The following is a 24,272-nucleotide window of genomic DNA, read 5'->3' on the forward strand; positions in this document are numbered from 1 at the left end:
GACATGTCCTCACAGGTCGGTGAGCGCACCACGACGCTCGCGGTCGAGCCACAGGTCGGCCTTGAGCCGGCGCAGCAGGGGGTCGTAGAGCTTGCGGAGCAGCTCGTCGGCGTTCTGGGTGGCCGGCGGCTCTGGGGCCTGGGGGGCCGCGGGTGGTTCCGCGGGTGGTGCTGGTGCCTCCACGCGTTGGACGACCTCCCGGTGGATCACCGGGGTGGGTTCCGGGTCGGGGGTGCGGGCTACCACCACCGGGAGCGGGGCCTGGTGGGCTGTGTGGGTTTGGTGGACCGGGTGCGGTGTGGCTGTTCGCTGGGCCACCGGGGTTGGCGGGGTGGGAGCGGCCGAAGGCGCCGATCTCGGCAGGTCGGGTTCGAAGACCCGGTGCACCAGAGGTGCTGCCGTCCCTGCCAGTGGTGCGGTGGGCAGGTTCGGGGTGTTCGTCTCGGACGGGGTGCGCTGTGCGACGGGGCGAGGCGGTGTCGGCGCGGCTGTGGTGGTGTGGCTTGCGGGGGCTGCTGCTACGTCCAGGTCGGTGGGTGGAGGGGACTGCCCGGCTGTGGTGGGCTCGGGGGCCCGCTGCACGACCGGTTCGGCGCGGGCGGCCAGGACTTCCCTCTGCACCAGCGGCTCCGAGTGGGCGGCCAGCACTTCGCGCTGGACGAGACGCTGTACGGGCGGTTCGGCGTGAGTGGTCTGCACCTCACGCTGTACCAACGGCTGGGAGTGGCTGGCCTGCACTTCGCGCTTCACCAGCAGCTCGGCGTGGGCGGTCAGCACCTCGCGCTGCACGAGCGGCTCGGAGTGGGCGGGTGACATCTCACGCTGGACCGGCGGCTCGAGGTGGCTGGCCTGCACCAGCGGTTCGGCGTGGGCGGTCGAGACCTCACGCTGCACCAGCGGTTCTGAAGGGCTGGTCGACACCTCGCGCTGCACGAGCGGTTCGGTTCGGGTGTGGGGCACCTGATGTTGCGCCACTGGCTGCGGGTGGTCCTTCGGCGCTACCGGCCGCACGGCGGGCTCGACCTGGCCGGGTGTCGAGTCCCGCTGCACCAGCGGCTGCGCGTGGGCCGCCGACACCTCCCTCTGCACCACCGGCACGACGGGTCCGGCGGACACCTCCCGCTGGATCACCGACTCGGCGTGCCCCTCTGACACCTCACGCTGCACCACCGGCGCGGGTGGCGCCGATGACGTCTCGCGCTGCACCACCGGTGCGGGTGGTGCCGCTGACGTCTCGCGCTGCACCACCGGCCCGACACGGTCAGCCGACACTTCCCGCTGCACCAACGGCTCGACGTGACCCGCCGACGCCTCCGGCTGGCTTGCCGGTCCGGCTGCCTGGTGCTGCACCGCGGGCTCTACCTGGCTGGTCAGCACTCGCTGCTGGACCACCGGCTCCACTCGGCCCACCGACACCTCGCGCTGGACCACCGGCTCGATCTGTCGGACCGGTGCCCCCCGCTGCGCCACCGGTCCGACATCCCTCGCGGACGTCTCCCGTTGCACCACAGGCTCGGTACGGCCTGCCGACACTTGCCGCTGCACGAGCGGCTGCACCTGGTCCGTCGACACTTCCCGCTGCGCGACCGGCTCGACGTGCCCCGGCACCATCTCCCGTTGTGCCACCTCCCGTTGCACCAGCGACTCCGCTCGGCTGGGCAACACCTCCCGCTGCACCGGTGGCTCGACATCGCCGGTCGGCACGTCCCGCTGCACAAACGACTCGGCCTGGTCGGTCGGTATGTCCACCCACGTCGCAGGCTCCACCTGAGAGGCCGGCGGAGTGGCCTGGGGCAGCGGAGTCGCGTCTGCCGGTACCGGCGGCTTGGCCGGCGGCGGGTCGTGTGGGGTGGCGGCGCGTTGGAGGACCGGTGAGATCGGTTCGCCCAGTCCCAGCCTCCGCGGTCTCACGGCAGGTGGTACGGGCGCGGCATCCACCGCGGACCGCTGCAGCGACGGCGACGGCGACGGCGACGACGGTGATGGCGCCGGAGCCGAGGGAGGTGGATCCCCCGGCACGGCCTCCCCACCCACGAGAGCGGCGTCCGGTGACGGGCTCGCCGGCTCGGCGGCGACCAGGTCCGGCACGTCCGGCTCCGGCACATCCGGCTCCGGCGCTGCCACCTCAAACACCACCGGTTCTGGTGACACCACGACCGGCTGGTCGGGCACCGGCAAATCCGGCACCACCGGTGCCACCGGAGCCACCACCTCAGAAGTCACGACCCCCGCAGGACCAGACACCGCAGGGCCGGACACCGCAGGACCGGACACCGCAGGACCGGACACCGCAGGACCAGAAGCCACCCGCTGCACCGCCACCGCCCGCCGAGCCCCCTCGACCGACCGCGACACCACCGGCCCCTCCGCGACCACCGCCGGCGCCGCCACGTCCGAGATCGAGCCGGAAGGCTCCGACGGACTCACCAGGTGAGCGAGCGGCGACAAGAACGACGGGTTCTGCCACGAAGCCAGTCGCGAGGTGAAGCCCGACACCGGGTTCGTCAGCGGGTGCGGCGAGACCAGGCGTTGCAGGGGCGGCAGCGCTCGCCAGTCGGCCCGCACCACGGGCTGCGGGGCGCTACGCCGTCGAAAGGGCCACAAAGCGGTTCACCTCCCCAGAACAGAACCCAGAACCGAACCAGAACCGGACGAAGCCGAGATCCGCGTGTTGATCCGGCCGATCTCCTCCACGTAGCGCAACCGGTCCCCGTGCTCCAGGTCGAGGATCGAGTCGAGCGACCAGTGGAAGTGGTAGGCGACGTACGCGACCTCCGAGTGCAGCCGGTCCGGCGCGTACGTCACGATTCCCCCAGGCGCCCGCCCGCGATGTCGACCTCGAACCCGTGCCCGCACGAGGGGCACGCGACCGGTGCGCGCGTGTGGCCCTCGCTGTTGATGCGGCGGTACATGTCCTGCAGGAACGCGAGGTCCGAGGCGAACAGGTCCTCGATGACGCCGGCGTGCACGTCGGTCACCGACCCGATCCGCACCACCACCCTGCCCAGCAGCACGACGGTCAGGTAGGCGGCGTTCTCGCGGACCCGGTCGTCGCGCAGCGGGACCAGTTCGTCGCGGGCCGTCGCCAGCCTCATCACGCCGGAGCGGTGCAGGACGCCCGCGTCGTCGACGTAGCCGCGCGGGAGTTCGAAGGCGAACTCCGTGCGCATCTCCGGGCGCGTGTCCTGGGCTACGGCAGCAGAGCGCTTCACTCGACTTCCATCTCCTCGTACGTGACCGTCAGCTTCTCGGTCAGCACGGAGGTGTCGCCCGCCTTCAGCGTGCCGATCTCCAGCGCCTTGGGCCACGCGCGCATGATCTTGTAGCGCTTGATGGCCTGGCCCTCGTAGTCGTAGACGACGACCACGCCGTTCTTGCGGGCGCTGCCCATCTTGCCGAAGCGGGAGTCCTTCACCCACTTCTCGAACGAGTTGTCGGAGGTGAGGCCGCGGGTGAAGACGACCTCGCCGGCCTTCATGCGGCCGGGCAGCTTCTTCACGACGTATTTGCCGTCGGCCATGTTCTGCTTGAGCTCGATGACGTCCTGCTCCATCTTCAGGCCGGTCACCTCGGAGATCTGCTTGATCGTGATGCCGTCGACCTCCAGGCCGAACGAGTGGCCTACCGACGTGTCGAGATCGGGGAGTGCCATGTCGATGAACCGCCTTTACTCGTTGACCAGACTGGTGCCGCCCTGCATCTGGGCGAGCCGGAAGATGACGAACTCCGCGGGCTTGACCGGCGCGATGCCGACCTCGCAGACCACCTGGCCGAGGTCGATGCCCTCCGCCGGGTTGGTCTCGCGGTCGCACTTGACGTAGAACGCCTCGTCGGGCGTCAGGCCGAACAGGGCGCCCTTGCGCCACTCCATCACCAGGAACGCGGCGATCGTGCGGCGGATGCGGGCCCACAGGGCGTCGTCGTTCGGCTCGAACACGACCCACTGCGTTCCGTCCAGGATGGACTCCTCGAGGTAGTTGAAGAGCCGCCGGACGTTCAGGTAGCGCCAGGCCGGGTCGGACGACAGGGTGCGCGCGCCCCACACGCGGATGCCGCGGCCGGTGAACGAGCGGATGCAGTTGACGCCGATCGGGTTCAGCAGCTCCTGTTCGGCCTTGGTCAGCTGCGTCTGCAACGCCACGGCGCCGCGCACGGTCTCGTTCGCCGGCGCCTTGTGCACGCCGCGGGCCGCGTCGGTGCGCGCCCAGACGCCGGCCATGTGGCCCGACGGCGGCACGAAGACGTTGTCCGAAGTGGACGGGTCGTAGACCTTGATCCACGGGTAGTAGAGGGTCGCGTACTTCGAGTCGTAGCCCGCCTCGACCTGCGTCCAGTTCTTCACCTGGGCCGGCGAGAGGTCCGGCAGCGGGTCGAGGATCGCCATGCGGTCGCCCATGAGCTCGCAGTGCGCGATCATCGCGGCCTGCACGGTCTTCACGGCCTCGAGCGTGATCAGCCCGCGCTGGTAGGAGCTCATCAGGTCGGGCACCGACACCATGGTGATCTCGTCCACGGCCTCCAGGCCGCCGAAGCCGGTGCGGTCGGAGACGTCGCCCACGTAGTCGTCCGCCACGACCTTGCGCGGCACGGGTGCCGCGGCGGGGGCCTCGCGCAGCGCGGCCGAGGTCTTGTCGGGCTTCGCGAGCGTCGCCCCGGCGACCTCCTCGACCGTGATCAGCTTCGAGGCCGCGTTCACGACGGTGAGGACGTTCTCCTTGCCGCGCTTGGAGGTCACCTGGTGCGTCTCGACGACCTTGCCGTTGTCCTTGACCAGCAACGCGAAGCGGTCGTCCGGCGGGTTCTCGCCCGCGGGGTCGCCGACCTCGACGGACAGGCTGCCCGCGCCGAGCTCGCGCGCCGAGACGCGGTAGGCGCCCAGCACGGCCGACGGGCCGGCGGGCAGGGCCGGCGTGGACCGGTCGCCGCCGACGCGCACGACGTAGCAGTTGGTGCCGCCGTTGAGGAAGTAGCCGTAGACGGCCAGCGGCAGGTAGCAGCCTTCGGCGAAGTCGCCGAACTTCTCGGTGTACTGCGCCCAGTTCGACACGAGCGTGGGGGTGTTGTAGTCACCCTTGGCCGCGAACCCGACGAACGCGGCGACGGCGGTGCCGACGCCCTCGATCGGGCGGGCACCTGCCTCCACCTCCTCGACGTACACGCCCGGCGAGAGATAGGTGGGCATCGACGGCCTCCCAAGTCGTACGGAATGCTGTGCGACCCATGCTGCGACGATCACGGGGAAGCCGACACGACCTCGCGACGGTGCTGGAGGGAGCCCACGACTGCCCGAAAGGGCAGTCACCCCGGGGAGGGGTTTTCCGAGCGTTCACCCGACTGCCGCCGAACGATCATTGGTGGCCGAACCACCCCCGCCCTACGCTCGCCGACGGCCCTTGTCCGCCCACCACCCCGAGGACAGGCATGTCACGTCGCAGGGCTCCCCTGGCCGTGCTCTCCACGGTCATCGTCACGGCGGCCACGCTCACCGCCTCCACCGCCGCCCAGGCGGCCACCACCACCTTCACCCCGACGGCCGACACCTACGTCGACAACTCCGCCACCGGCACCAACTACGGCACCTCCGGGCAGCTCGGCACGGACGGCTCGCCGGTCAAGCGGTCGTTCCTCAAGTTCACGGTCTCGGGGATCGGCGGCACGGTCAGCAGCGCCAAGCTGCGCGTCCACACCGACGACGTCTCCGGCGCGGAAAGCCCCAGCGGCGGCACGTTCCGGGCCACGAGCAACGTCAGCTGGACCGAGACCGGCGTCACCTGGAACAACCAGCCCGCGGCCGACGGCGTCACGCTCGGCACGCTCGGGTCGGTCGCGCGCAACGCCTGGTACGAGGTCGACGTGACGGGCTACGTCACGGGCAACGGCACCTACAGCATCGCGATCACGTCCAGCAGCTCCGACGGCGCCGACTACGACTCCCGCGAGTCCGGCGCGACGGCGCCGCAGCTCGTCGTCACCGACGGCACGACGCAACCGCCCGGCGACCCGGTGTGGGTGGGCGCGGGCGACATCGCCGACTCCGGTTCCGGCGACACCGCCACGGCCGCGCTGCTGGACACCATCCAGGGCACCGTCTGGACGACCGGCGACAACGTCTACCCGGACGGCACCGCGTCGCAGTTCTCGACCTACTACGAGCCCACGTGGGGCCGGCACAAGGCGCGCACCAGGCCCTCCCCCGGCAACCACGACTACAACACCAGCGGCGCCACGGGGTACTACACCTACTTCGGCGCGCAGGCAGGTCCATCAGGGCTGGGGTACTACTCCTACGACCTCGGCGACTGGCACATCGTGTCGCTGAACTCCAACATCGGCATGGCTGCGGGCAGTGCACAGGAGCAGTGGCTGCGCGCGGACCTGGCGGCGAGCACGAAGCAGTGCACCGCGGCGTACTGGCACCACCCGCTGTTCACGAGCGGCGCCAACCACGCGCCCTCGGCGGCGACCAAGCCGTTGTTCCAGGCGCTGTACGACTACAACGCGGACGTCGTCGTCACCGGCCACAACCACCAGTACGAGCGGTTCGCCCCGCAGAACCCCAACGGCGGCTTGGACACCGCGCGCGGCATCCGGTCGTTCGTCGCGGGCATGGGCGGCGCGGGCGCGTACGGGTTCGGCACCATCAGGGCGAACAGCGAGGCGCGCAACACCGGCACCCGCGGCGTGCTGAAGCTGACGCTGCACAGCGGCAGCTTCGACTGGCAGTTCGTGCCGGAGGCGGGCAAGACCTACACCGACAGCGGCACCACGAACTGCCACTGACGCGTCCGCACGCCAGAACCGGGGTTGGGGGCCGATGATGTACCTGTCCACGATCGACAGACCCAGGACGGCGAACTGGAAGGGGCTGAGCGGCAACGTCTTCGCGCTCGGCACGGTCAGTCTCATCACCGACGTGTCGTCGGAGATGGTGGCCGCGGTCCTGCCGCTCTACCTGGTCATCGGCCTCCAGCTCAGCCCGGCCGCGTACGGGCTGGTCGACGGCGTCTACACCGGCGCCACCACCCTGCTCCGCCTCGCGGGCGGCTACCTCGCCGACCGCACCCGCCGGCGCAAGGCCGTGGCGGGCTTCGGGTACGGCCTCTCCGCGGTGGCGAAGCTCGGCCTGCTGGCCGCGGGAAACTCGGTGACCGCGCTCGGGTTCGTGATCACGGCGGACCGCGCGGGCAAGGGCCTGCGCACCGCGCCGCGCGACGCGCTGATCACCCTGTCCACGCCCAGTGGTGACCTGGGCCGGGCGTTCGGCGTGCACCGGGCGATGGACGGCATCGGCGCTTTCGCCGGGCCGCTGGTCGCGATGGCCGTGCTCGCGGCGTCGGCGCAGTCGTTCGACGCCGTGTTCGTCACCAGCGCCTGCATCGCCGCGTTCGGCGTGCTGGTGCTCGTGCTCTACGTACGTGACCGGTCGGAGCCGTTGCAGCGCAAGGAACCGCTCAAGCTCGCCGTGCTCAAGGAACCGGCGGTCCGCAGGATCGTGTTCGCCGCCTCCCTGCTCGGACTCGCCACGATCGGCGACGGGTTCGTGTACCTGGTGCTGCAGAAGCGCGAAGGGCTGGCGTTCGGCTGGTTCCCGTTGCTCGCCGTCGGCACCAGCCTCGTCTACCTGCTGCTCGCCGCACCGCTGGGCGCGCTCGCCGACCGGGTCGGCCGGCTCGGGGTCGTGCTCGCGGGCTACGGCGCGCTGACACTCGTCTACCTGCTGCTCTTCGGGCCGCTCGGCGGCTGGCCGCTGCTCGTGCTGGTCGTCCTGCTGTACGGCGTGTTCTACGCCTGCACGGACGGCGTGCTGATGGCGCTCGCGGGTCCGGTGCTGCCGGAACGCCTGCGCACCACCGGTCTCGCGCTGATCCAGAGCGGGCAGGCGCTCGCCTACCTCGGCTCGTCCGTGCTGTTCGGCCTCGCCTGGCAGTTCTGGAGCCCCGAGACCGCCACCCGGCTCGCCGCGGCCGCGGCGGTCCTCGCCCTCGTCACCACCGCCGCACTGCTGGGACGCCGCTCGTGACCAACCGCCTGCTGATCACCCTCACCGCCGCCGTCCTGCTCGGAGGCGTCGCCGTCGGCTACACCGCGCTCTCCGGTGCCGCGCCGGACGATCCCGTGCAGGCCGGTCCGGCGGGTGCCGGACCGCGGTTGATGGTCCTCAGCAACGGAAGGCTCTCCCGCACCGGCCCGGCCGGGTCCCGCGAGGTCACCGACCAGCTCTGCGACCGCGCCTACACCGCCGCGGGCACGACCTCCTGCCTGCGGCCGGCCGGTGCGCTGAAGGCCAGCGAACTGGCCGTGCTCACCGGCGACCTGCGGGAGTCCAGGACCGTCGCGCTGACCGGGTTCCCGAACCGGACGCGGGTCTCGGCCAGCGGGCGGATGGTCGCGTGGACCCTGTTCGTCGACGGGCACTCCTACGCGGCCAACGGGTTCTCCACCAGCACGGGCGTCCTCGACACGAAGACCGGCGCCCTGGTCATGACGCTGGAGGACTTCGCCGTCGAGGGCATGGCACAACGACCCGCCGACGCGAACTACTGGGGCGTCACGTTCACCGCCGACGACAACCGCTTCTACGCCACCATGTCCACCGGCGGTCACCGCTACCTGCTCGAGGGCGACTTCGCCGCGCGCAGGGTGCGGCCGCTGACCGACCTGGACGACGTCGAATGCCCGTCGCTGTCCCCCGACGGCACCCGCATCGCCTACAAGAAGGCGGTCGGCGGCGACCCGCGGCGGGGCTGGCGGGTGTCCGTGCTCGACCTGGCCACGCGGAGGATCACCGAGCTCGCCGAGACCCGCAGCGTCGACGACCAGCCGGCGTGGATCGACGACCGGACCGTCGCGTACGGGCTGCAGCGCGACGACGGCCTGAACGACGTGTGGTCCGTGCCCGCCGACGGCACCGGCACTCCCGCAGTCCTGGTCCCGGAGGCGAGCTCACCGGCGCCGCTCGGCTGACCGTCACTCGGCGGGAGCTTCCTCCTCTTCCTCCGCGCGCTGCACGAAGGTCTGGGCGGTCTCCTCCTCGGCGGGCGCCTCCTCGCGCTGCACGGCCATCTCCCCGCCGCCGTGGCCGCCGTGGTCCTCGCAGCGCTGCACGGGAGCGGGCGCCGACATGACGTGGTCGGCGTTGGCCACGGCCTCGCGCTCGAACCGGTCGGACGGGTCGCTGACCTTCACACCGCTGCCGTTGTCGGTGCCCTCGACCGGCCCGGACCGCTGCTGCACGACGTGCGTCAGCTCGTGCGCCAGCATGTGCTTGCCGGAGGCCGACGACGGGTCGTACTTGTCGCTCTGGAACACGATGTCCGACCCGACCGTGTAAGCCTGCGCGTTCACCGACTTCGCCGACTCGTGCGCCGCCGAGCCGGTGTGCACCCGGACATCGGAGAAGTCCTGCCCGAACCGGCCTTCCATGTCCTCGCGCACGCCCGCGTCCAGCGGTGATCCCGCGGACGAGACGACGTCGGTGACGCTCGCGTTGCCCACGGCGCGTTGCAGGCCGAGCACGCCGGACGGCCCGAGCACGTCGGTGCGCCCCGCCGCGGCGGCACGGCCCAGCAGACCCGTCTCCTCCTGCGGGAGCCGGTCGCCGTGGGGGCGCGCCGACTCCTCGTGCTCATGTTCGTGCCCGCGCATCACAACCTTCTCTCTCTGTGGCCAGGTCGAAGTAACGGCCGAACTCGCGCTGTCCGACCAGCCTGCCGAGCTTGCGGTACTCGCGGGCGACGGCGCCGATCAGCTCGACCATGCCGACGACGTGGCCCGCGGCGGCCGCGAGGTACGCCGCCGTCACCGCCGCCGAGCGGATGTGCCCGCCCGCCAGCTCGAACGACTCCGCGAGGAAGTCGAGGTCCACGTCCGCCGAGCGCGGCACCGCGGGGCCGAGGCAGCGGTCCCACAGCCCGCGCCGCAGGTCCGCGTCGGGCAGCGGGAAGTCGACGATCACGTCGAGGCGGCGGGTGAACGCGTCGTCGAGGTTGGCCCGCAGGTTCGTGGCCAGCACCGCGATGCCGTCGAACGACTCCATGCGCTGCAACAGGTACGCGCTCTCGATGTTGGCGTACCGGTCGTTCGCGTCGCGGACCTCGGAGCGCTTGCCGAAGATCGCGTCGGCCTCGTCGAACAGCAGCACGCCGTTCACGCCGGCGGCCTCGACGAAGATCCGTTCCAGGTTCTTCTCGGTCTCGCCGACGTACTTGTCCACCACCGTCGCGAGGTTGACCGTGTAGAGGTCGAGGCCGAGCGAGGCCGCGACCACCTCGGCGGACATCGTCTTGCCCGTGCCGGAGTCGCCCGCGAACAACGCCGTGACGCCCCGCCCGCGCCCGCCGCCGGGCCGCATCCGCCACTCGTCGATCACGCGGTCGCGGTGCTTCGCCCTGGCCGCGAGCTCCTGCAGCAGCGCCGTGATCGGCACGGGCAGCACCAGGTCACGCCACGCCACGGCAGGTTCGATGCGCCGCGCGAGCCGTTGCAGGCCACCGGCGTTCTGGCTGCGCGCCCCCGCCCGCAGGTGCGCGACGCCCACCAGCCCGTCGTCGGCGAGCGCCGAGACCGCGGCCGCGTTCGCCGCCCTGCTGATCTGGGTCGGCCCCAGCACGAAGTGCGCGGTCACCTCGGCGGGGTCGATGCCGGAGGCGAGCTTGCCGTCGAGCTCGCTGCGCCACATCGCCACCCGCACGTCGAACGGCACCTGCACGGCGTCGTGCTGCAACGGCGGCACCCGCGTCCAGCGCGGCTCCCACGCCCCGGACCCGTAGGCGATCACCGGGATCTCGTCGTGCAGCAACGGGTCCAGCGTGAACTGCGCGTCGACCGGCCCGACGACGATCCCGGCGCCGCGCAGCAACGCCTCCCGCGTCACCGCCAGCGGGTCCGCCAGCCGGGCGGCCTCGACCAGCAGCGCCGGGAAACCCGCCCGCGCCAGCGCCGCCACGGCCAGTTCCGCCGCGCCGCCACCGGGGTGCTCGCGCAGGTAGACGAGCCGCACCCCGCGGTCGATGCCGCGCGCCAGCCGGTCGTCGCCCGGCATCCGCACCGGGTTCCCCGGCAGCGTCACGAAGTCGGTGAGCAGCGGGTCCGGCCGGTCGTCGCCGAGCAGGTGCGCGGCGACCCGGTCCGGTACCCGCAACGACCGGCTGAGCAGCGGCCGTTCCGGGTCCTCGACCGTGACGAGCCCGCACCGCAGCAGCGGGCTGCCGGGGTCGAGCCGCGAACGGCCCCGCGGTGAGGCCTCGGCGAGCCCGCACAGCCGCAGGGCGAGCCCGACGGTGGCCCTGCGGCGCGTCACGTCGTCGTTGAGGTAGCCGTAGAACTGCTCGAACCGGCTGTCCACGTCCGGCGCCAGCGCCACGAGCAGCAGCTCGACGTCCACTTCGGACAGTTGGGCGCGGGCGGCCAGCCTGCCCAGCCGCCCGTCCGCGGCCGTCCCGGTGAACGGCGCGAACGGTTCCCGCCCGCTGTCCAGCAACGCCTCGATGACCTCGTCCGACAGGTAGAGCCCGCGGAACGGGTCGTCGGGGTTCGGGTCGGTCGCCCTGCGCGCGGCCACGGCGACGCGGATCCGCCGCTCCAGGCCCGCCATCCGCTCGAAGATCATGGGGCCACCTTGCGCATCGACACCCCGTCGGCGGTGACGTCGTGGCGCACCCGGTCCGAACCGGAACGCAGCTCGACGCCCTCGCGCACGGGCGGCCCGGCGGCGAACCTCCGGCCGGACGACACCGGTGCCGACACCACGACGTCCAGCGACGGCTTCAGCTCCCCGCCCAGCGCACTCCACACGTCCGCGAACGCCCGGTCCTCCGGCGGCGGCAGCGCCACCGTCATCGGCACGGGCAGCGCGAGCTCCGCCAGCGACCCGGCGAGCAGCCCCGGCGGCACGGCGTCGTAGCCGATGAACCCCATGAGCAGGTCCGACAGCAGCCGGTGCTCGTCCTCCGGCCGCTGGGTCCACGCCGTGACGAGGTACGACAGCTTCATGTGCCGCGGCGGCAGGTGCCGTGCCGCGACCTGCCCCTGCGCGTCGTACTCGTTGAGCAGCCCGCGCTGACGCCGCTTGATGTCCTCGCGGATGTCGTAGAGGTAGATGTTGACCGTGGGCGCGTTGCGCCGCGCCGCCCAGTCCTTGGTCGGCGCGTCGAACGCGACGTCCAGGTCCGAACCGCGCAACGCCTCGTCGCGGACCAGGCGGCGCAGAGCCTCGTCAACCTCGTGGATCACGCCGTCCACGATGGCGCGGCACGGCGGCGGGAACCATCAACGCACCGACGTTCCGGCGGGCACGAACGGCTGCCCCAACGGGCAGTCGCCGCGCGGGGGCGACGACTCGGCGCTCGTGCGGTCAGGGGCCGCATCCGGCTCGGCGCCACGCCGGCGAACTCGTCCACGGGCAGTCTTCGCGTGGGAGCGGCGACTCGGCGCTCATGCGGGCAAGGGCTCACCCGGCTCGGCGCCACGACGGCGAACTCGTCCGCGGGCAGTCGCCGCGCGGGGGCGACGACTCGGCGCCCGCGTGGGCAAGGCTCACCCAACCCGGCGCCACGCCGGCGAACTCGTCCGCGGGCAGTCACTACACGGGCGGGGGCTCACGCGGCAGAGGCCTACGCGGGCAAGGCTTGCGCAGGCAGGGCTTACGCGGGCAGGGGCCGCATCCGGTCCGGCATGTGCGCGCGCAAGGTGTCGTGCAACGCCGACACCTCGTCGGCGTCCAGGTGCACGGACCCGGTCTCGCACGCCAGCTCCGCCTCCCCGGTGCGCTGGTCCGGCACGTACCTCAGCTCGACGTCGGGCACCGAGCAGGACTCGGCCCGGCGGATCGCGGCCAGCAGCTCCGACACCCGTTCGTACCCCAGCCGCGCGCTCCAGCGCAGCGCGGCCGGGGGACGGACGAACAACCGGAGGCCTCCCGCGGATCGGCGAACTTCCACGCACGACAACACCGCAGCACCTCCTGGCGAACTTCTCGCAACGAGGTTAGTCAGAGGACAGTGGAGTCGGCGTGGAGTGTCACCCGTTCGGCCTCATTGGTAGCAGGGCTTCTCGAACTTGAAATCCTTGGCCGTCGGGCCCGTGAAGAACTCCTCCACCAGCGAAACCCCGGTCGGAGCGGCCTCGTCGGGCTTGTAGATGAGCGTCTGGCGGAAAGCCGCGTCCTGGGGCGAAGCGGAGAAATTGCCCGCACCCGAAGGGAGCATGCCCTCGTAGTCCACGGAGGTGAGCTGGCGCACGGCGTTCAGCACACCGGCTCGCGTCATGTCCTTGTTCGCCGCCGCCTTCTCCAGCGCCGCCTTCAACGGGTACGCCCACACCCAGCCCGCGGTGTAGCCGTCGTTCGGCGTCACGCCCGGCAGGCCGGCGCGCATCGCGGTGTGGCCCACGGTTTCGGTGGCCCACGCCTTCCACGGGGCGGACTGCAGGTACATCGCCTTGATCGCGGCCGCGGCCGGCGACTTCAGCAGGCCCTGGTTCCACGTCGGCGAGGTGCCGATGAACTTGCCCCTGTAGCCGCGGGCCGCGGCCTGGCCGATGACGACCGCCGTGTCGGTCGGGCCGGCGGTGATCACGACGAGGTCGGGCTTCTTGCTCACCACGGCGTCGATCGCGCCCGCCTGGTTGTCCTGGCCGGTCTGCGTGGTCACGCTCTCGAACGTCAGACCGCGCTTCTCGGCGGCGATCTTGGCTCCCGCCGCCGCGTCGTCGCCGTAGTCGCCCGCGAGGTGCACGGCCATCACGGACTTCGCGCCCAGCTTGTCCGCGGCGTAGTCGACGGTGTTCATGGACTCGACGCAGTAGTTCGCGCCGGACTCGAGCACGACCTCCTCGAAGCCCCACAACGAGGTCCACGACGCGGGCACCGACACCATCTGCGTGTTCTCGAGGTCCGGCAGGATCGCGGCGGTGGTCGGCGAGCCGAGGGTCTGGGTCAGGGCGAGGATGTTGCCCTTGATCTCCTGGTAGACCTGGTTGTGGATCTGCGGGTTGTACTTGTTGTCCTTGACGTACTTGGTGACGTCGACCTCGTAGCCGCCGATGCCGCCCTTGTCGTTGACCCGCTTCCAGAACGCCTTCTGCGAGTCGGTGATCGGCACGGCCAGCGTCTTGAACGGGCCCTCGGTGAGGTCGGAGATGGTGCCCAGGTAGATGCAGCCCTTGGCCTTGTCCACCGCCTGCGGGCACGGCTCCTTCGTCACGCCGAAGTCGACCTTGATGCCGCCCGCGCCCTCCTGCGGCGCGGCGCCGTCCCCGCCCCGGCAGGAGGCGAGAGCCAGCACTGCCACGGCTAATACCGCCGCGAATCTCTTACCGGACATGAGGATTCTCTCCCTAGTACGAGAACGGCCAGGTGCGCCAGTAGTTGCGGACGCGGACCCAGATGCCGAACAAACCGCGTGGCTCGACGATGAGGAACACGATGATGAGCACGCCGTAGAGCACGGCCTCCACCTGGAAGACCGTGATCGCGCCGGTCGCGTCACCGCTGATGAACGGCAGCACCGCGGGCAGTTCCCGAGTGATGCGTGGCAGCAGAGTGATGAAGAGAGCGCCCATGACCGCTCCCGAGATGGTGCCCGCGCCGCCGATGAGCACCATCGCGATGTACTGCACCGACAACAGCAAGTTGAACGAGCCGGGATCGAAGAACCCGTTCACCACGAACAACAACGCGCCCGCGACCCCCGCGTAGAACGACGACACCGCGAACGCCAGCACCTTGTACCGGGTGAGGTCCACGCCGATCACCGACGCGGCCAGGTCGCGGTCCCGCACCGCCGCGAACGCCCGACCGACGCGCGAGCGCACGAGGTTGCGCGCCAGCACGCCGAAGATCACCAGCAGCACGAACATGACGAGGTAGAGCTGCTGGGCCGCCGTGAACAGGGCGTTGTCCCGGTCGAGCCGCACGCCGAACAGCTCGGGCACCGCCGCCGGTCGCCCGACGCCCGGACCGCCGGTCAGCGACGTCCACTCCCGGAACACGTGCTCCCCCAGGAAGACCAGCCCCAGCGTCACTATCGCGAGGTAGAGACCGCGCAGCCGCACCGCCACCGGTGCCACCAGCACTCCGAAGAACGCGGCCACCAGACCCGAGGCCAGCAACCAGACCGGCAGCGACGTGATGCCGAACCCGATCACCCGCCCGGTCTCCGGGCCCGACAGCGCCGCACCCGTGTAGGCGCCGATCGCGAGGAAGAACGCGTGCCCCAGCGACACCTGGCCCGCGTACCCCGTGACGATGTTCAGCCCGATCGCGCCGATCGCCGCCACGAACCCCGTCGCGAGCAGTTGCAGCAGGTCGTCGGTGATGAGGAACGGGACCAGCAGGGCGAAGACGACCAGTCCGCCCGTCCACGCGCGCTTGGGCCGCGTGTTCAGGAACGCCATGTCCTGCGCGTAGGAGGTGTAGAGCTCCGGCCTGCCTTTGACGGTCCTGGGCCCCCTCACAGCCGTTCCACCTCTCGTTTGCCGAACAACCCGTACGGTCTGACCAGCAGGACGAGCAGCATCAGCGCGTACGGCGCGACCAGCCCGAAGTTCGGCCCGAGCCACGGCGCGAAATCGCCCTGGTAGGTGCCGAAGAGCGACTCGACGATCCCGACCGCGAGCCCGCCGGCCACCGCTCCGCCCAGAGATTCCAGGCCGCCGAGGATGATCGCGGGCAGCGCCTTGAGCGCCACGATCCAGAGCTGCTGGTCGACACCGGCGCCGGTCGCCACGAACACGCCCGCCAGCGCGGCGAGGCCGCCCGCGAGCGCCCACGACAGCGCGAACACCGACCCGACCGAGATCCCCTGTGCCAGCGCGACTTCCTGGTCGTGGGCGACCGCCCGCATCGCGAGCCCGATCCGCGAGTACCGGAAGAACACGAACAGCGCGGCCGTCACGACCGCGGTGGTCGCGATCATCACCAGGTACCGCTGCTGCACCTCGACCCCGAGGAAGGCGATCGTGTCCAGCCCCCACGGGTCGCCGACCTGCCGCACGTCGAGGCCGATGAACGCGTTGGTCACCACCCGCACCACGACGTCCACGCCGATGGTGATGATCGCGACGACGAACACCGGTTTGCCGACCATCGGCCGCAGCACCGTGCGCTCGACTCCCAGCGCCAGCACCGCGATCACCGCGGCGGCGACGAGCACCGCGCCGAAGAACGACACGGCGGGCGCGAGGTAGGAGACCAGCACCGCGCCCGCCAGCATGAACGCCGGCTGCGCGAAGCTGATCACCCGCGTCGACTTGTAGATGATCACGAAGCCGAGCGCGAGCAGCGCGTAGATCGACCCGGTGCCCAGACCCCGGACCAGCGACTGGAGGAACTCATCCACGCGGACCACCCCCGTACATGGAGTCCACGAGCTCCCCGAACATCTTGCCGAGCGCGGACCGCTTCACCTTCTGCGTCGCGGTGAGCTCGCCGTCGGTGTGGTCGAGCTCCTTGGGGAACATCCGGAACTTCTTGATCTGCTCCACCTGGGCGAACTTCGCGTTCACCTCGGTCACCAGGGTCTGCACCAGTTCCAGGACCTCCGCCTTCTCCGACAGGTCGCGGTAGGTGGTGTAGGTGATCCCGCGCTGCTGGGCCCAGTGCCCGACAGTCTCGTACTCGATGCCGATCAACGCCACCAGGTACGCCCGCTGGTCGCCGATCACCACGGCTTCCTTGATGTACGGGGAGGTCTTCAGCGCGTTCTCGAGCTCGGACGGCGCGATGTTCTTGCCGCCGGCGGTGATGATGATGTCCTTCATCCGGTCGGTGATCTTCACGTGCGTGCCGTCGACCCACTCGCCGACGTCGCCGGTGCGCAGCCAGCCGTCGGTGAGCACCCGCGCCGTGGCGTCGGGATCGCGCCAGTAGCCGGAGAACGTGCCGCCGTGCCGGGTGAGGATCTCGCCGGTCTCGTCGTCGATCCGCAGCTCGGTGCCGGGCTGCGGTTCGCCGACCGTGCCGACCTTGACCCGGCCCGGCCGGTTCCCCGTGGCCACGGCGGTGTTCTCGGTCATGCCGTAGACCTCGTGCATCGGCACCCCGATGCCCATGAAGAACTTCAGCACGTCCGGCGCGATGGGAGCGGCACCGGACGCGGCGTAGCGGACGTGCCGCATGCCGATCCTGGCCTTGAGCGCGCGGAAGCAGACCAGCCAGCCCAGCGCGTACAGCGCCCGGCTCCGCCCGGTGTGCTCGCCGCCGGTGCGCACGAGCGTCTCGCCGATCTTCTCCGCCTGCCGCAACCAGAACCGGGTGACCGTGCGCTTGAGCCACCCGGCGCCGGAGACGCTGATCATGACGCCCGCCAGCACCTTCTCCCAGATCCGGGGGACGCCGAACAGGATCGTGGGCTGCACGTCGCGCAGGTTCGCCTGCACGGTCTCGATCGACTCGGCGAAGTGCACCTGCACGCCGCTGGCCGCGCTGAACCACGTCGTGAAGATGCGCTCGGCGACGTGGCACAGCGGCAGGTAGGACAGCGTGACGTCGGCGGAGGACGGCGGTGGCGAAGTGAAACCGCCGCCCTCCACCAGCACGTGGACGGCGAACTCGACGTTCGCCACGGTGAGCATCGCCCCCTTGGGCGGCCCGGTGGTGCCGGAGGTGTAGATCAACGTCATGACGTCGCCGGGCGTCGTCTCCGCCATCCGCGCGGCCAGTTCGCCGCCGCACGTGTCGCGGTGGCGCGCGCCCAGCGCCAGGAAGTCGTCCCAGGACATCAGCTTCGGGTGGTCGTACCGCCCTTGGATGCCGCGGGGTTCGACGTGGACGATCCACTCCAGGTCGGGCGCGTCCTCCAGCACCGCGAGCGCCTTGTCCACCTGTTCCTGGTCCTCGGCGATCAGGATGCGCGCACCCGAGTGGGACAGCAGGTAGGCGACCTCCGACGGCGGGTTCGTCGGGTACAGCCCGACCGTGGTCCCGCGCGCCGCGACGATCCCGAGGTCGGCGTAGAGCCACTCGCGCCGGTTCTCCGAGTGGATCGCCACCCGGTCGCCGGGGTTCAGCCCCAGCGCGAGCAGCGCGTTGCCGACCAGCTCGACGTTCGACCAGTACGCCGCCCAGCCGACCTCCTGCCAGATGCCGAAGTCCTTGGCGCGCAACGCGACCTGGTCGGGCGTGGCGGCGGCTCTGTCCCGCACGCGGGTGACGACGGTGGTGGTCTCCGGTGGCGCTGTCACGAGGTCACGCTCCGGTGCTGCTCGCCGAGGTAGGCACGGATGACGTCCGGGTCCTGCTGGACCTCGGCCGGTGTGCCGGTGCGGACGGGGCGGCCGAAGTCCATGACCATCACGCGGTCCGCGAGGTCCATGACCAGGCCCATGTCGTGCTCCACCATGATCATCGGGATGTTCAGCTCCTCGCGGACGTCGAGGACGAACCGCGCCATGTCCTCGGTCTCCTCGACGTTCATGCCGGCGACCGGCTCGTCGAGCAGCAGCAGCTTCGGCTCCATCGCGAGCGCCCTGCCCAGCTCGACGCGCTTCTGCACGCCGTAGGGCAGCAGGCCGACGGGGAACCGGCGCCACTGCTCCAGTTCGAGGAAGTCGATGACCTCCTCCACCGCCGCCCGGTTCGCGAGCTCCTCGCGCCGGGCCCGGCCGAGCCAGAGGAACGCCGACAGCGCGCCGTGGCCCATGTGGTTGTGGCGGCCCAGCATCAGGTTGTCGACGACGGTGAGGTGGGAGAACAGCTCGATGTTCTGGAACGTGCGGGCCATGCCCCGCGCGGCGATCCGGTGCGGCCGCAGGCCGGCCAGGTCCTCGCCGCGGAACCGCACGGTGCCCTGCTGCGGCCGGTAGACGCCGCTCAGGACGTTGAAGACGGACGTCTTGCCCGCGCCGTTCGGGCCGATGACGGCGAACAGCTCGCCCGCCTCGACGCTGAACGACACCCCGTCGACGGCCACCACGCCGTCGAACGCGAGCCGGACGTCGGTGACCTCGAGAACGCTCAAGACAGCCACCGCTTCCTGCGCTTGTAGTGCTTGACCGCACGGAACGAGGAGGTGCCGAGACCGAGGTAGAACTCGCGGATGTCGTCGTCGGCGAGAAGTTCCCGCGCCGGCTTGTCCATGACGACCTTGCCGGTCTCGAGGACGTAGCCGTGGTCGGCGATGGACAGCGCCATGCCGGCGTTCTGCTCGACCAGCAGGACCGTGGTGCCCTGTTCGTTGATCTTCACGACGAGGTCGCGGATCTGCTGCACCAGCAACGGCGCGAGACCGAGGCTGGGTTCGTCGAGCAGCAGGTAGGAGGGTTCGGACATGAGCGCCCTGCCGATCGACAGCATCTGCTGCTCGCCGCCGGACAGGTAGCCGGCGCTCTGTCTTCGCCGTTCCAGCAGGCGCGGGAAGAGCTCGTAGCAGCGGTCGAGGTTGGCCCGCAGACCCTTCGGCCGGCAATGGCCGCCCACCTTCAGGTTCTCCTCGACGGTCAGCTCGGAGAGGATCCGGCGGCCCTCGAGCGCCTGTTTCACGCCCCGCTCGGCGATCCGCGCCGGTGGGAGGCGGTGGATCGGTTCACCGTCCAGGGTGATGGAGCCCCTGGTGACCTTGCCGTCGTGCACGTCGAGGAGCCCGCTGAAGGCCCTCATCAGGGTGGTCTTGCCGGCACCGTTGGCACCGAGCAGGGCGACGACCTTTCCCTTCGGGACCTGCAGGCTCACGCCCCTGAGCACCAGCATCACGTCGTCGTAGACCACCTCAAGGTTGTTCGCCTCGAGCACCAGCGCCTCCTCAGGCCAGCGACATACCGAGCAGTATGCCGCTCATGAGACGTGGATCACAGAGCGATTTGCGCACCGTGGGCGATTTCGTGATGCGCGGATGGCGAGTGGTACACCACTCTCCGTGACCGTCCTGAATGGACAGATGACGCAGGTGTAACAGCGCGTGACGCGGGTACTCCGTTTCCAACACCAAATTTGGAGGAGGTTTCGTGACCACCATTGAGAAGACGGTGGACGTCCAGGTGCCCGTGAGCACGGCGTACAACCAGTGGACCCAGTTCGAATCCTTCCCGGCGTTCATGGACGGCGTCGAGAAGATCGACCAGCTCACGCCGACGAGGACCCACTGGACCACGAAGATCGGCGGGGTCGTCCGCGAGTTCGACGCCGAGATCACCGAGCAGCACCCCGACGAGCGGGTCGCGTGGACCACGGTCGAAGGTCCGCCGCAGGGCGGCGTGGTCACCTTCCACCGCCTCGACAACGACACGACCAGGGTTCACCTCCAGATGGAGTACGAGCCCGAGACCCTCACCGAGAAGGCGGGTGCCGCGCTGGGCGTGGTCGGCCACCGGATCGAGGGCGATCTCAAGCGGTTCAAGGAGTTCATCGAGAACCGCGGCACCGAGACCGGCGCGTGGCGTGGCGACGTGACGCCGCCACCCCAGGTCTGATCGCGGTGCACGTTGACGCCGGACCAGCACGCGGCGTTCGAGCTCCTCTCGCGCACCGGCCGTGACACGCAGCACTACTACGTGCTGCGCGATCGGCTGGTGCGCGAGTACCTCCCTCTCGCCCGGCACATCGCCCGCCGCTTCAGCGAACGCGGCGAGCCCATGGAGGACATCGCGCAGGTGGCGGCGGTCGGACTGATCAACGCCATCGACCGGTTCGACGTGGGCCGGCAGACGGACTTCCTGTCCTATGCCGTGCCCACGATCACCGGCGAGGTGCGGCGCCACTTCCGGGACCAGTGCTGGGCCGTGCGCGTGCCCCGCAGGCTGAAGGAGCTGTGCGACTCGATCGACGGCGCCACCGCCGAGCTGTCGCACCGGACCGGGCGGTCCCCCACCCCCTCCGAGATCGCCCGGCACCTCGGGGTGTCGCTCACCGACGTCTACGAGGGACTGCGCGTCGAGAAGAACGTCTCCTTCGCACCGCTGGACGCCCTCGAGACGTCCACGGTCGACGACCCCGCGCTGGAGGGGGTCGAGATCCACGAGGCCCTGCAGCCGATGCTGCGGGGCCTTCCCCGGCGCGAGCGGACCATCGTGGTCCTGCGGTTCTTCGGCCGGCTGACCCAGACGGAGATCGCCCGGCGCGTCGGGATCTCCCAGATGCACGTGTCGCGGCTGCTCACCAAGTCGCTGGAGCAACTCCGCCACGACCTGCTGGCGGAGGAGTGACGTGGGCGAGCGGGAACGCCCGGCCCTGGTGATACTGAACGCATGACCCGGTTGCGGTGGCCCCAGAAGCTCGCGATCGTCCTCGGCGCGCTGCTCGTCGCCTGGGGGGTCGCCGGATTCCTCGCAACCGGGTTCTCCGGCTTCGCGGGCCAGGCCGGCACAGCGGTGCTCGGCCTGCGCGTGAACCCGTTGCAGAACACGTTGCACGTCGTGTTCGGCCTGGCGCTGCTGCTCGCGTTCCGGCGGCTGAAGGCGTTGAGCGGCACCGGTCTGCTGGTGGCGGTGGCGTGCCTCGTGACGTTCGGGTTCGGCATGGCCCGCTACGACGACCAGGTGGTCAACTTCCTGAACGTCAACCCGGGCAGCAACGCGCTGCACCTCGTCGCGGGGTTCGCGGCACTGGCGGCGGCCCAGGGCGCCGCCTGGTGCCGCCAGTGCGACCGCGCCGCGGTCGTCAAGTCCGCCTGAGGAACCTCAGCACCGCCCGCTCCGGGTCGCCGCCGCCGATGACCTCGCCCTTCTCGAAGGCGTCGACCAGCCGCGGGTCCACGTAGGACTTCCGCGCGACCGCCGGCGTGTTGCCCAGGTGCTCGGACACCTCCTTCATCACCGCGCTGACCGCCCGCTTCGACGGCTTGCCGCGCTCCCGCAGGGTGTGCGCGAACGCCTCGGCGGCACGGACCGTGGCGTGCCAGGTGCGCAGGTCCTTCACGCTGAACTGGTCGCCGACCAGCTCCCGGAACCGCTCGTTCACGTCGTCGGCGGTGATGTCGAAGACGCGGCAGTCCGGCGTGCGGTCCTTGAGCAACGACTTCACGGCCCGCGCGAGCTGCGGGTCGGTGAGCTCCTCGTCCACCTCGACGCCGTGCTTGGCCGGGAAGCGGAACCGGACCCTGTCACCGCGCACGCTGAGGTGCTCGCACAGCAGGGTCGCGACGCCGTGGCTGCCGTTGTCCTCGGTGTACTGCTCGTGGCCGACGCGGAAGACACCGAGGTCGAGCATGCGCAGCGCGATGGCGAGCAACCGCCGGCGGCCGCGCGTCCTCATGTCCGCGACGATCTGCTCGCGGAACTTGCCGAGCTTCGGCGCGAGCTTCAGGACGCGGTCGAACTTCTCCGCGTCCCGGTCCGTGCGCCACTTGTCGTGGTAGAGGTACTGACGTCGGCCCGCGTCGTCGTACCCGACGGCCTGGATGTGGCCGTTCGGGTGCGGCGAGATCCAGACCTCGCGCCACGCGGGTGGGATGACCAGTGCTTTCACCCTGGTGATGTCGTCCGCGGTGAGGGTCTGGCCCTGCGCGGTGAGGTAGCGGAAGCCCTTGCCCTGGCGGCGTCGGGTCCAGCCCGGTCCGGCCGGGTCGCTGCGGCGCAGTCTCATGTGGTCGCTCCGAGATTGATCAGCTTGGCGTCCGGGTACCCCCAAATCGATGAACGACTACACGGTCGGGGTCGAGCGGGAGTTCCTGCTGGTGGACCCCGGCACGAGACGCCCCGTGCCGCTCGCGGCGCAGGCGCGTTCCGTCGTCGACCCCGCCGGGTGCCGTCGCCAGGACACCGGGTGCGCGAGTCGGCGGCGGACGGTGTGGTCGCGCCGGCCGGTGAGCGGGCCGCCGCCGCACCGGCACTCCCCCGAGCATTACGACGGCACCGCTGATGCGTTCGTCCACTCGCAGGCGCTGATCGGCCGGGCGATGGCCTGCCGGGACGTGCGCCCGTCCGCGGAGCGCCCGATCGCCGCGGTCCGCGTCGCCGATCCGCACACCGGCGAGCTCTCCCGCACGTTCGGCCGGGCGGTGGTCCCCGTGGACCACACCGGGGCGGTTCTGCGCGAGCGCGGCACACTGTCTACTGTGGAGCGGCAGATCGACCGGTTGCGCCACAACGGCTGCGTTGCCGCCCGCCCGCGACGCCACCCGGACCCCCAGTCCCTTGTGGACGACCTGATCGCCCGAACGCGTGAGGAAACCTGATGCGCCTGCCCGCTCCCCGCGGCCACACGAGCTCCGCTCTGGTCGCAGCCCTGCGCGAGCCCCCGCTGCCGCACCCCGCCCTGCTCGTGGGCGGCGGCACCAGGGACGTCTGGGAGGACGACGACCTGCAGCTGTCGCTGTGGATCTGCTACGAGCTGCGGATGCGCGGTTTCGACGACGTGGCCGACGGCTGGCAGGGCCACCCGGCCCTGGCCCAGTTCCACGCGGCGATGGAAGCGCGCTGGGAGTCCGGCCTGCGTTCGATGACCGAGACGACCTCGCCCGCGGTGCTGTCCCCCGAGGGCACCGCCGAGCTGCGCCGCCACCACGCGTTCTGGCAGCCGCGCCGCGAGATGCGCTCGGCGCTGCGCGACATCCACGGCGACGCCTACGGCACCCGTTCCTCCGAGCGCACACATTCGGTGCTGTTCACGGTGACGCTGCGCGACCTCGACCCGGCCGTCGCCGTCGACGAGATGCCCGGCCCGACGCTGGCGCTCGCGAACGCGCTGTCGCTGTTCGGCTTCCACCGCCGCCTGGTCGGGGCCCTCGTCGGGTTCCTGACCGCCGTGGACACCATCGGCGGTGACCCGTTCGCGCAGCTGCTGCCCGTGCAGTGCCCGCCGGACGACGTCCGCCTCGGCTTCACCGTGTGCCACGAGCTGCACGCACGCCTGACCCAGCACGTCCACGCGTCCCTGCAGGCAGGCCGCACCTCGCTGAGGGGCCGTTGGCCGGCCTCGCACGGCCGTATTAACGTGGGGTGTTGACCTCTTGAAGGGAGAGAGCGTGCACGACCCCTCCGCTCTGGCGTCCGTCGTCGCCGACCGGCTCACGCCCGATGTCGTCGTGCTGCGCGTGTCCGGCGAGCTCGACACCACGAGCAGCAGTCAGCTGACCGGCCCCCTGGAGAGCCACCTGGTGGAGGCGAACCGCGCGGTCGTCGTCGACCTCGGCGGCGTTCGCTTCCTGGGCTCGGCGGGCCTCGAGGCCCTGGTCCTGGGCCAGCAGCGCGCGTCCCGCGTCGGCGTGGACTTCGTGGTGGTGGCGTCGGCCCGTGCGGCGCTGCGCCCGATCGAGGCGACCGGGCTCGACGCGGTGTTCACGATCATGGGTTCGGTGGACCAGGCCGCGGAGCGCTACGCGCGGTAGCGACCCGCCCGGCCA

General features: G+C 70.9%; 24 protein-coding genes and 1 pseudogene. 9 read left to right on the top strand and 16 right to left on the bottom strand.

Annotation, left to right across the window (positions count from 1 at the left end; all coding sequences use genetic code 11):
- Positions 1-9: 9 nt before the first annotated feature.
- The 5 genes and pseudogenes from ACFWGZ_RS07070 to ACFWGZ_RS07090 form a co-directional block, all read right to left on the bottom strand.
- Positions 10-1,749 (bottom strand): hypothetical protein, encoded by a 1,740-nt coding sequence (locus ACFWGZ_RS07070; RefSeq protein WP_382450557.1) that lies wholly within the window; start codon positions 1,747-1,749, stop codon positions 10-12.
- 909 nt (positions 1,750-2,658) lie between these two features.
- Positions 2,659-2,805 (bottom strand): annotated as a pseudogene (locus ACFWGZ_RS07075) (DUF6760 family protein); the annotation flags it as partial.
- The gene (locus ACFWGZ_RS07080; RefSeq protein ID WP_382450589.1) at positions 2,802-3,170 is read right to left on the bottom strand and encodes a hypothetical protein; all 369 of its coding nucleotides are present in this window, start codon (positions 3,168-3,170) and stop codon (positions 2,802-2,804) included. The gene ACFWGZ_RS07080 and the pseudogene ACFWGZ_RS07075, both read right to left, overlap by 4 nt.
- Before the next feature lie 38 nt (positions 3,171-3,208).
- Complete coding sequence (locus ACFWGZ_RS07085) at positions 3,209-3,652, bottom strand: phage tail protein (protein WP_330852354.1); 444 nt, start codon at positions 3,650-3,652, stop codon at positions 3,209-3,211.
- A gap of 15 nt (positions 3,653-3,667) precedes the next feature.
- Positions 3,668-5,182 (bottom strand): phage tail sheath family protein, encoded by a 1,515-nt coding sequence (locus tag ACFWGZ_RS07090; RefSeq protein ID WP_382450558.1) that lies wholly within the window; start codon positions 5,180-5,182, stop codon positions 3,668-3,670.
- Positions 5,183-5,421: 239 nt separating this feature from the next.
- Between ACFWGZ_RS07090 and ACFWGZ_RS07095 the strand changes: the two genes are divergently transcribed.
- Genes ACFWGZ_RS07095 through ACFWGZ_RS07105 form a run of 3 tightly spaced genes read left to right on the top strand, consistent with a single transcriptional unit; the run spans position 5,422 to position 8,964 of the window.
- Positions 5,422-6,780: a DNRLRE domain-containing protein gene (locus ACFWGZ_RS07095; RefSeq protein WP_382450559.1), complete on the top strand. Its 1,359-nt coding sequence runs from the start codon at positions 5,422-5,424 to the stop codon at positions 6,778-6,780.
- 37 nt (positions 6,781-6,817) lie between these two features.
- On the top strand, positions 6,818-8,020 hold the full coding sequence (locus ACFWGZ_RS07100; protein WP_382450590.1) for an MFS transporter: 1,203 nt from the start codon (positions 6,818-6,820) through the stop codon (positions 8,018-8,020).
- On the top strand, positions 8,017-8,964 hold the full coding sequence (locus ACFWGZ_RS07105; RefSeq protein ID WP_382450560.1) for a TolB family protein: 948 nt from the start codon (positions 8,017-8,019) through the stop codon (positions 8,962-8,964). The genes ACFWGZ_RS07100 and ACFWGZ_RS07105 overlap by 4 nt, the downstream gene beginning before the upstream one ends.
- 3 nt (positions 8,965-8,967) lie before the next feature.
- On the opposite strand, the gene ACFWGZ_RS07110 is transcribed toward ACFWGZ_RS07105, so the two are convergent.
- The 10 genes from ACFWGZ_RS07110 to ACFWGZ_RS07155 form a co-directional block, all read right to left on the bottom strand.
- Positions 8,968-9,645, bottom strand: a complete 678-nt coding sequence (locus ACFWGZ_RS07110) for a DUF4157 domain-containing protein (protein ID WP_382450561.1) — start codon at positions 9,643-9,645, stop codon at positions 8,968-8,970.
- Complete coding sequence (locus ACFWGZ_RS07115; RefSeq protein WP_382450562.1) at positions 9,626-11,608, bottom strand: ATP-binding protein; 1,983 nt, start codon at positions 11,606-11,608, stop codon at positions 9,626-9,628. Before ACFWGZ_RS07115 ends, ACFWGZ_RS07110 begins: the two co-directional genes overlap by 20 nt.
- Positions 11,605-12,231 carry a DUF4255 domain-containing protein gene (locus ACFWGZ_RS07120; RefSeq protein ID WP_382450563.1) on the bottom strand — a complete coding sequence of 209 codons (627 nt, stop codon included), beginning with the start codon at positions 12,229-12,231 and terminating at the stop codon, positions 11,605-11,607. Before ACFWGZ_RS07120 ends, ACFWGZ_RS07115 begins: the two co-directional genes overlap by 4 nt.
- Positions 12,232-12,641: 410 nt before the next feature.
- On the bottom strand, positions 12,642-12,905 hold the full coding sequence (locus ACFWGZ_RS07125; protein ID WP_382450564.1) for a hypothetical protein: 264 nt from the start codon (positions 12,903-12,905) through the stop codon (positions 12,642-12,644).
- Positions 12,906-13,031: 126 nt separating this feature from the next.
- Positions 13,032-14,321 carry an ABC transporter substrate-binding protein gene (locus tag ACFWGZ_RS07130; RefSeq protein ID WP_382450565.1) on the bottom strand — a complete coding sequence of 430 codons (1,290 nt, stop codon included), beginning with the start codon at positions 14,319-14,321 and terminating at the stop codon, positions 13,032-13,034.
- A 13-nt stretch (positions 14,322-14,334) separates the two neighbouring features.
- Positions 14,335-15,453, bottom strand: coding sequence for a branched-chain amino acid ABC transporter permease (locus ACFWGZ_RS07135; RefSeq protein ID WP_382450566.1), 1,119 nt, complete (start codon positions 15,451-15,453; stop codon positions 14,335-14,337).
- Complete coding sequence (locus tag ACFWGZ_RS07140) at positions 15,450-16,337, bottom strand: branched-chain amino acid ABC transporter permease (protein ID WP_382450567.1); 888 nt, start codon at positions 16,335-16,337, stop codon at positions 15,450-15,452. Before ACFWGZ_RS07140 ends, ACFWGZ_RS07135 begins: the two co-directional genes overlap by 4 nt.
- Positions 16,330-18,180, bottom strand: a complete 1,851-nt coding sequence (locus ACFWGZ_RS07145; RefSeq protein ID WP_382450568.1) for an AMP-dependent synthetase/ligase — start codon at positions 18,178-18,180, stop codon at positions 16,330-16,332. Before ACFWGZ_RS07145 ends, ACFWGZ_RS07140 begins: the two co-directional genes overlap by 8 nt.
- Positions 18,177-18,965, bottom strand: coding sequence for an ABC transporter ATP-binding protein (locus tag ACFWGZ_RS07150; RefSeq protein ID WP_382450569.1), 789 nt, complete (start codon positions 18,963-18,965; stop codon positions 18,177-18,179). The genes ACFWGZ_RS07145 and ACFWGZ_RS07150 overlap by 4 nt, the downstream gene beginning before the upstream one ends.
- Positions 18,953-19,729, bottom strand: coding sequence for an ABC transporter ATP-binding protein (locus ACFWGZ_RS07155; protein WP_382450591.1), 777 nt, complete (start codon positions 19,727-19,729; stop codon positions 18,953-18,955). Before ACFWGZ_RS07155 ends, ACFWGZ_RS07150 begins: the two co-directional genes overlap by 13 nt.
- 209 nt (positions 19,730-19,938) lie before the next feature.
- On the opposite strand from ACFWGZ_RS07155, the gene ACFWGZ_RS07160 reads away from it, so the two are divergent.
- Genes ACFWGZ_RS07160 through ACFWGZ_RS07170 form a run of 3 tightly spaced genes read left to right on the top strand, consistent with a single transcriptional unit; the run spans position 19,939 to position 21,603 of the window.
- A complete protein-coding gene (locus ACFWGZ_RS07160) occupies positions 19,939-20,403 on the top strand; it encodes an SRPBCC family protein (RefSeq protein ID WP_382450570.1) in 465 nt (154 codons plus the stop codon).
- A 12-nt stretch (positions 20,404-20,415) separates the two neighbouring features.
- On the top strand, positions 20,416-21,135 hold the full coding sequence (locus ACFWGZ_RS07165) for a SigB/SigF/SigG family RNA polymerase sigma factor (protein WP_382450571.1): 720 nt from the start codon (positions 20,416-20,418) through the stop codon (positions 21,133-21,135).
- Positions 21,136-21,177: 42 nt separating this feature from the next.
- The gene (locus ACFWGZ_RS07170) at positions 21,178-21,603 is read left to right on the top strand and encodes a DUF4383 domain-containing protein (RefSeq protein WP_382450572.1); all 426 of its coding nucleotides are present in this window, start codon (positions 21,178-21,180) and stop codon (positions 21,601-21,603) included.
- On the opposite strand, the gene ACFWGZ_RS07175 is transcribed toward ACFWGZ_RS07170, so the two are convergent.
- The gene (locus ACFWGZ_RS07175; protein ID WP_382450573.1) at positions 21,590-22,513 is read right to left on the bottom strand and encodes a DNA topoisomerase IB; all 924 of its coding nucleotides are present in this window, start codon (positions 22,511-22,513) and stop codon (positions 21,590-21,592) included. The genes ACFWGZ_RS07170 and ACFWGZ_RS07175 overlap by 14 nt on opposite strands.
- A 49-nt stretch (positions 22,514-22,562) precedes the next feature.
- Between ACFWGZ_RS07175 and ACFWGZ_RS07180 the strand changes: the two genes are divergently transcribed.
- The 3 genes from ACFWGZ_RS07180 to ACFWGZ_RS07190 are packed head-to-tail and all read left to right on the top strand — an operon-like array spanning position 22,563 to position 24,257.
- Positions 22,563-23,105: a hypothetical protein gene (locus tag ACFWGZ_RS07180; protein WP_382450574.1), complete on the top strand. Its 543-nt coding sequence runs from the start codon at positions 22,563-22,565 to the stop codon at positions 23,103-23,105.
- Positions 23,105-23,875, top strand: a complete 771-nt coding sequence (locus ACFWGZ_RS07185; RefSeq protein ID WP_382450575.1) for an iron-containing redox enzyme family protein — start codon at positions 23,105-23,107, stop codon at positions 23,873-23,875. The genes ACFWGZ_RS07180 and ACFWGZ_RS07185 overlap by 1 nt, the downstream gene beginning before the upstream one ends.
- A 19-nt stretch (positions 23,876-23,894) precedes the next feature.
- The gene (locus ACFWGZ_RS07190; RefSeq protein WP_382450576.1) at positions 23,895-24,257 is read left to right on the top strand and encodes an STAS domain-containing protein; all 363 of its coding nucleotides are present in this window, start codon (positions 23,895-23,897) and stop codon (positions 24,255-24,257) included.
- Positions 24,258-24,272: the final 15 nt, after the last annotated feature.

The sequence above is a fragment of the Lentzea sp. NPDC060358 genome (assembly GCF_042725365.1).
Classification (GTDB): domain Bacteria; phylum Actinomycetota; class Actinomycetes; order Mycobacteriales; family Pseudonocardiaceae; genus Lentzea.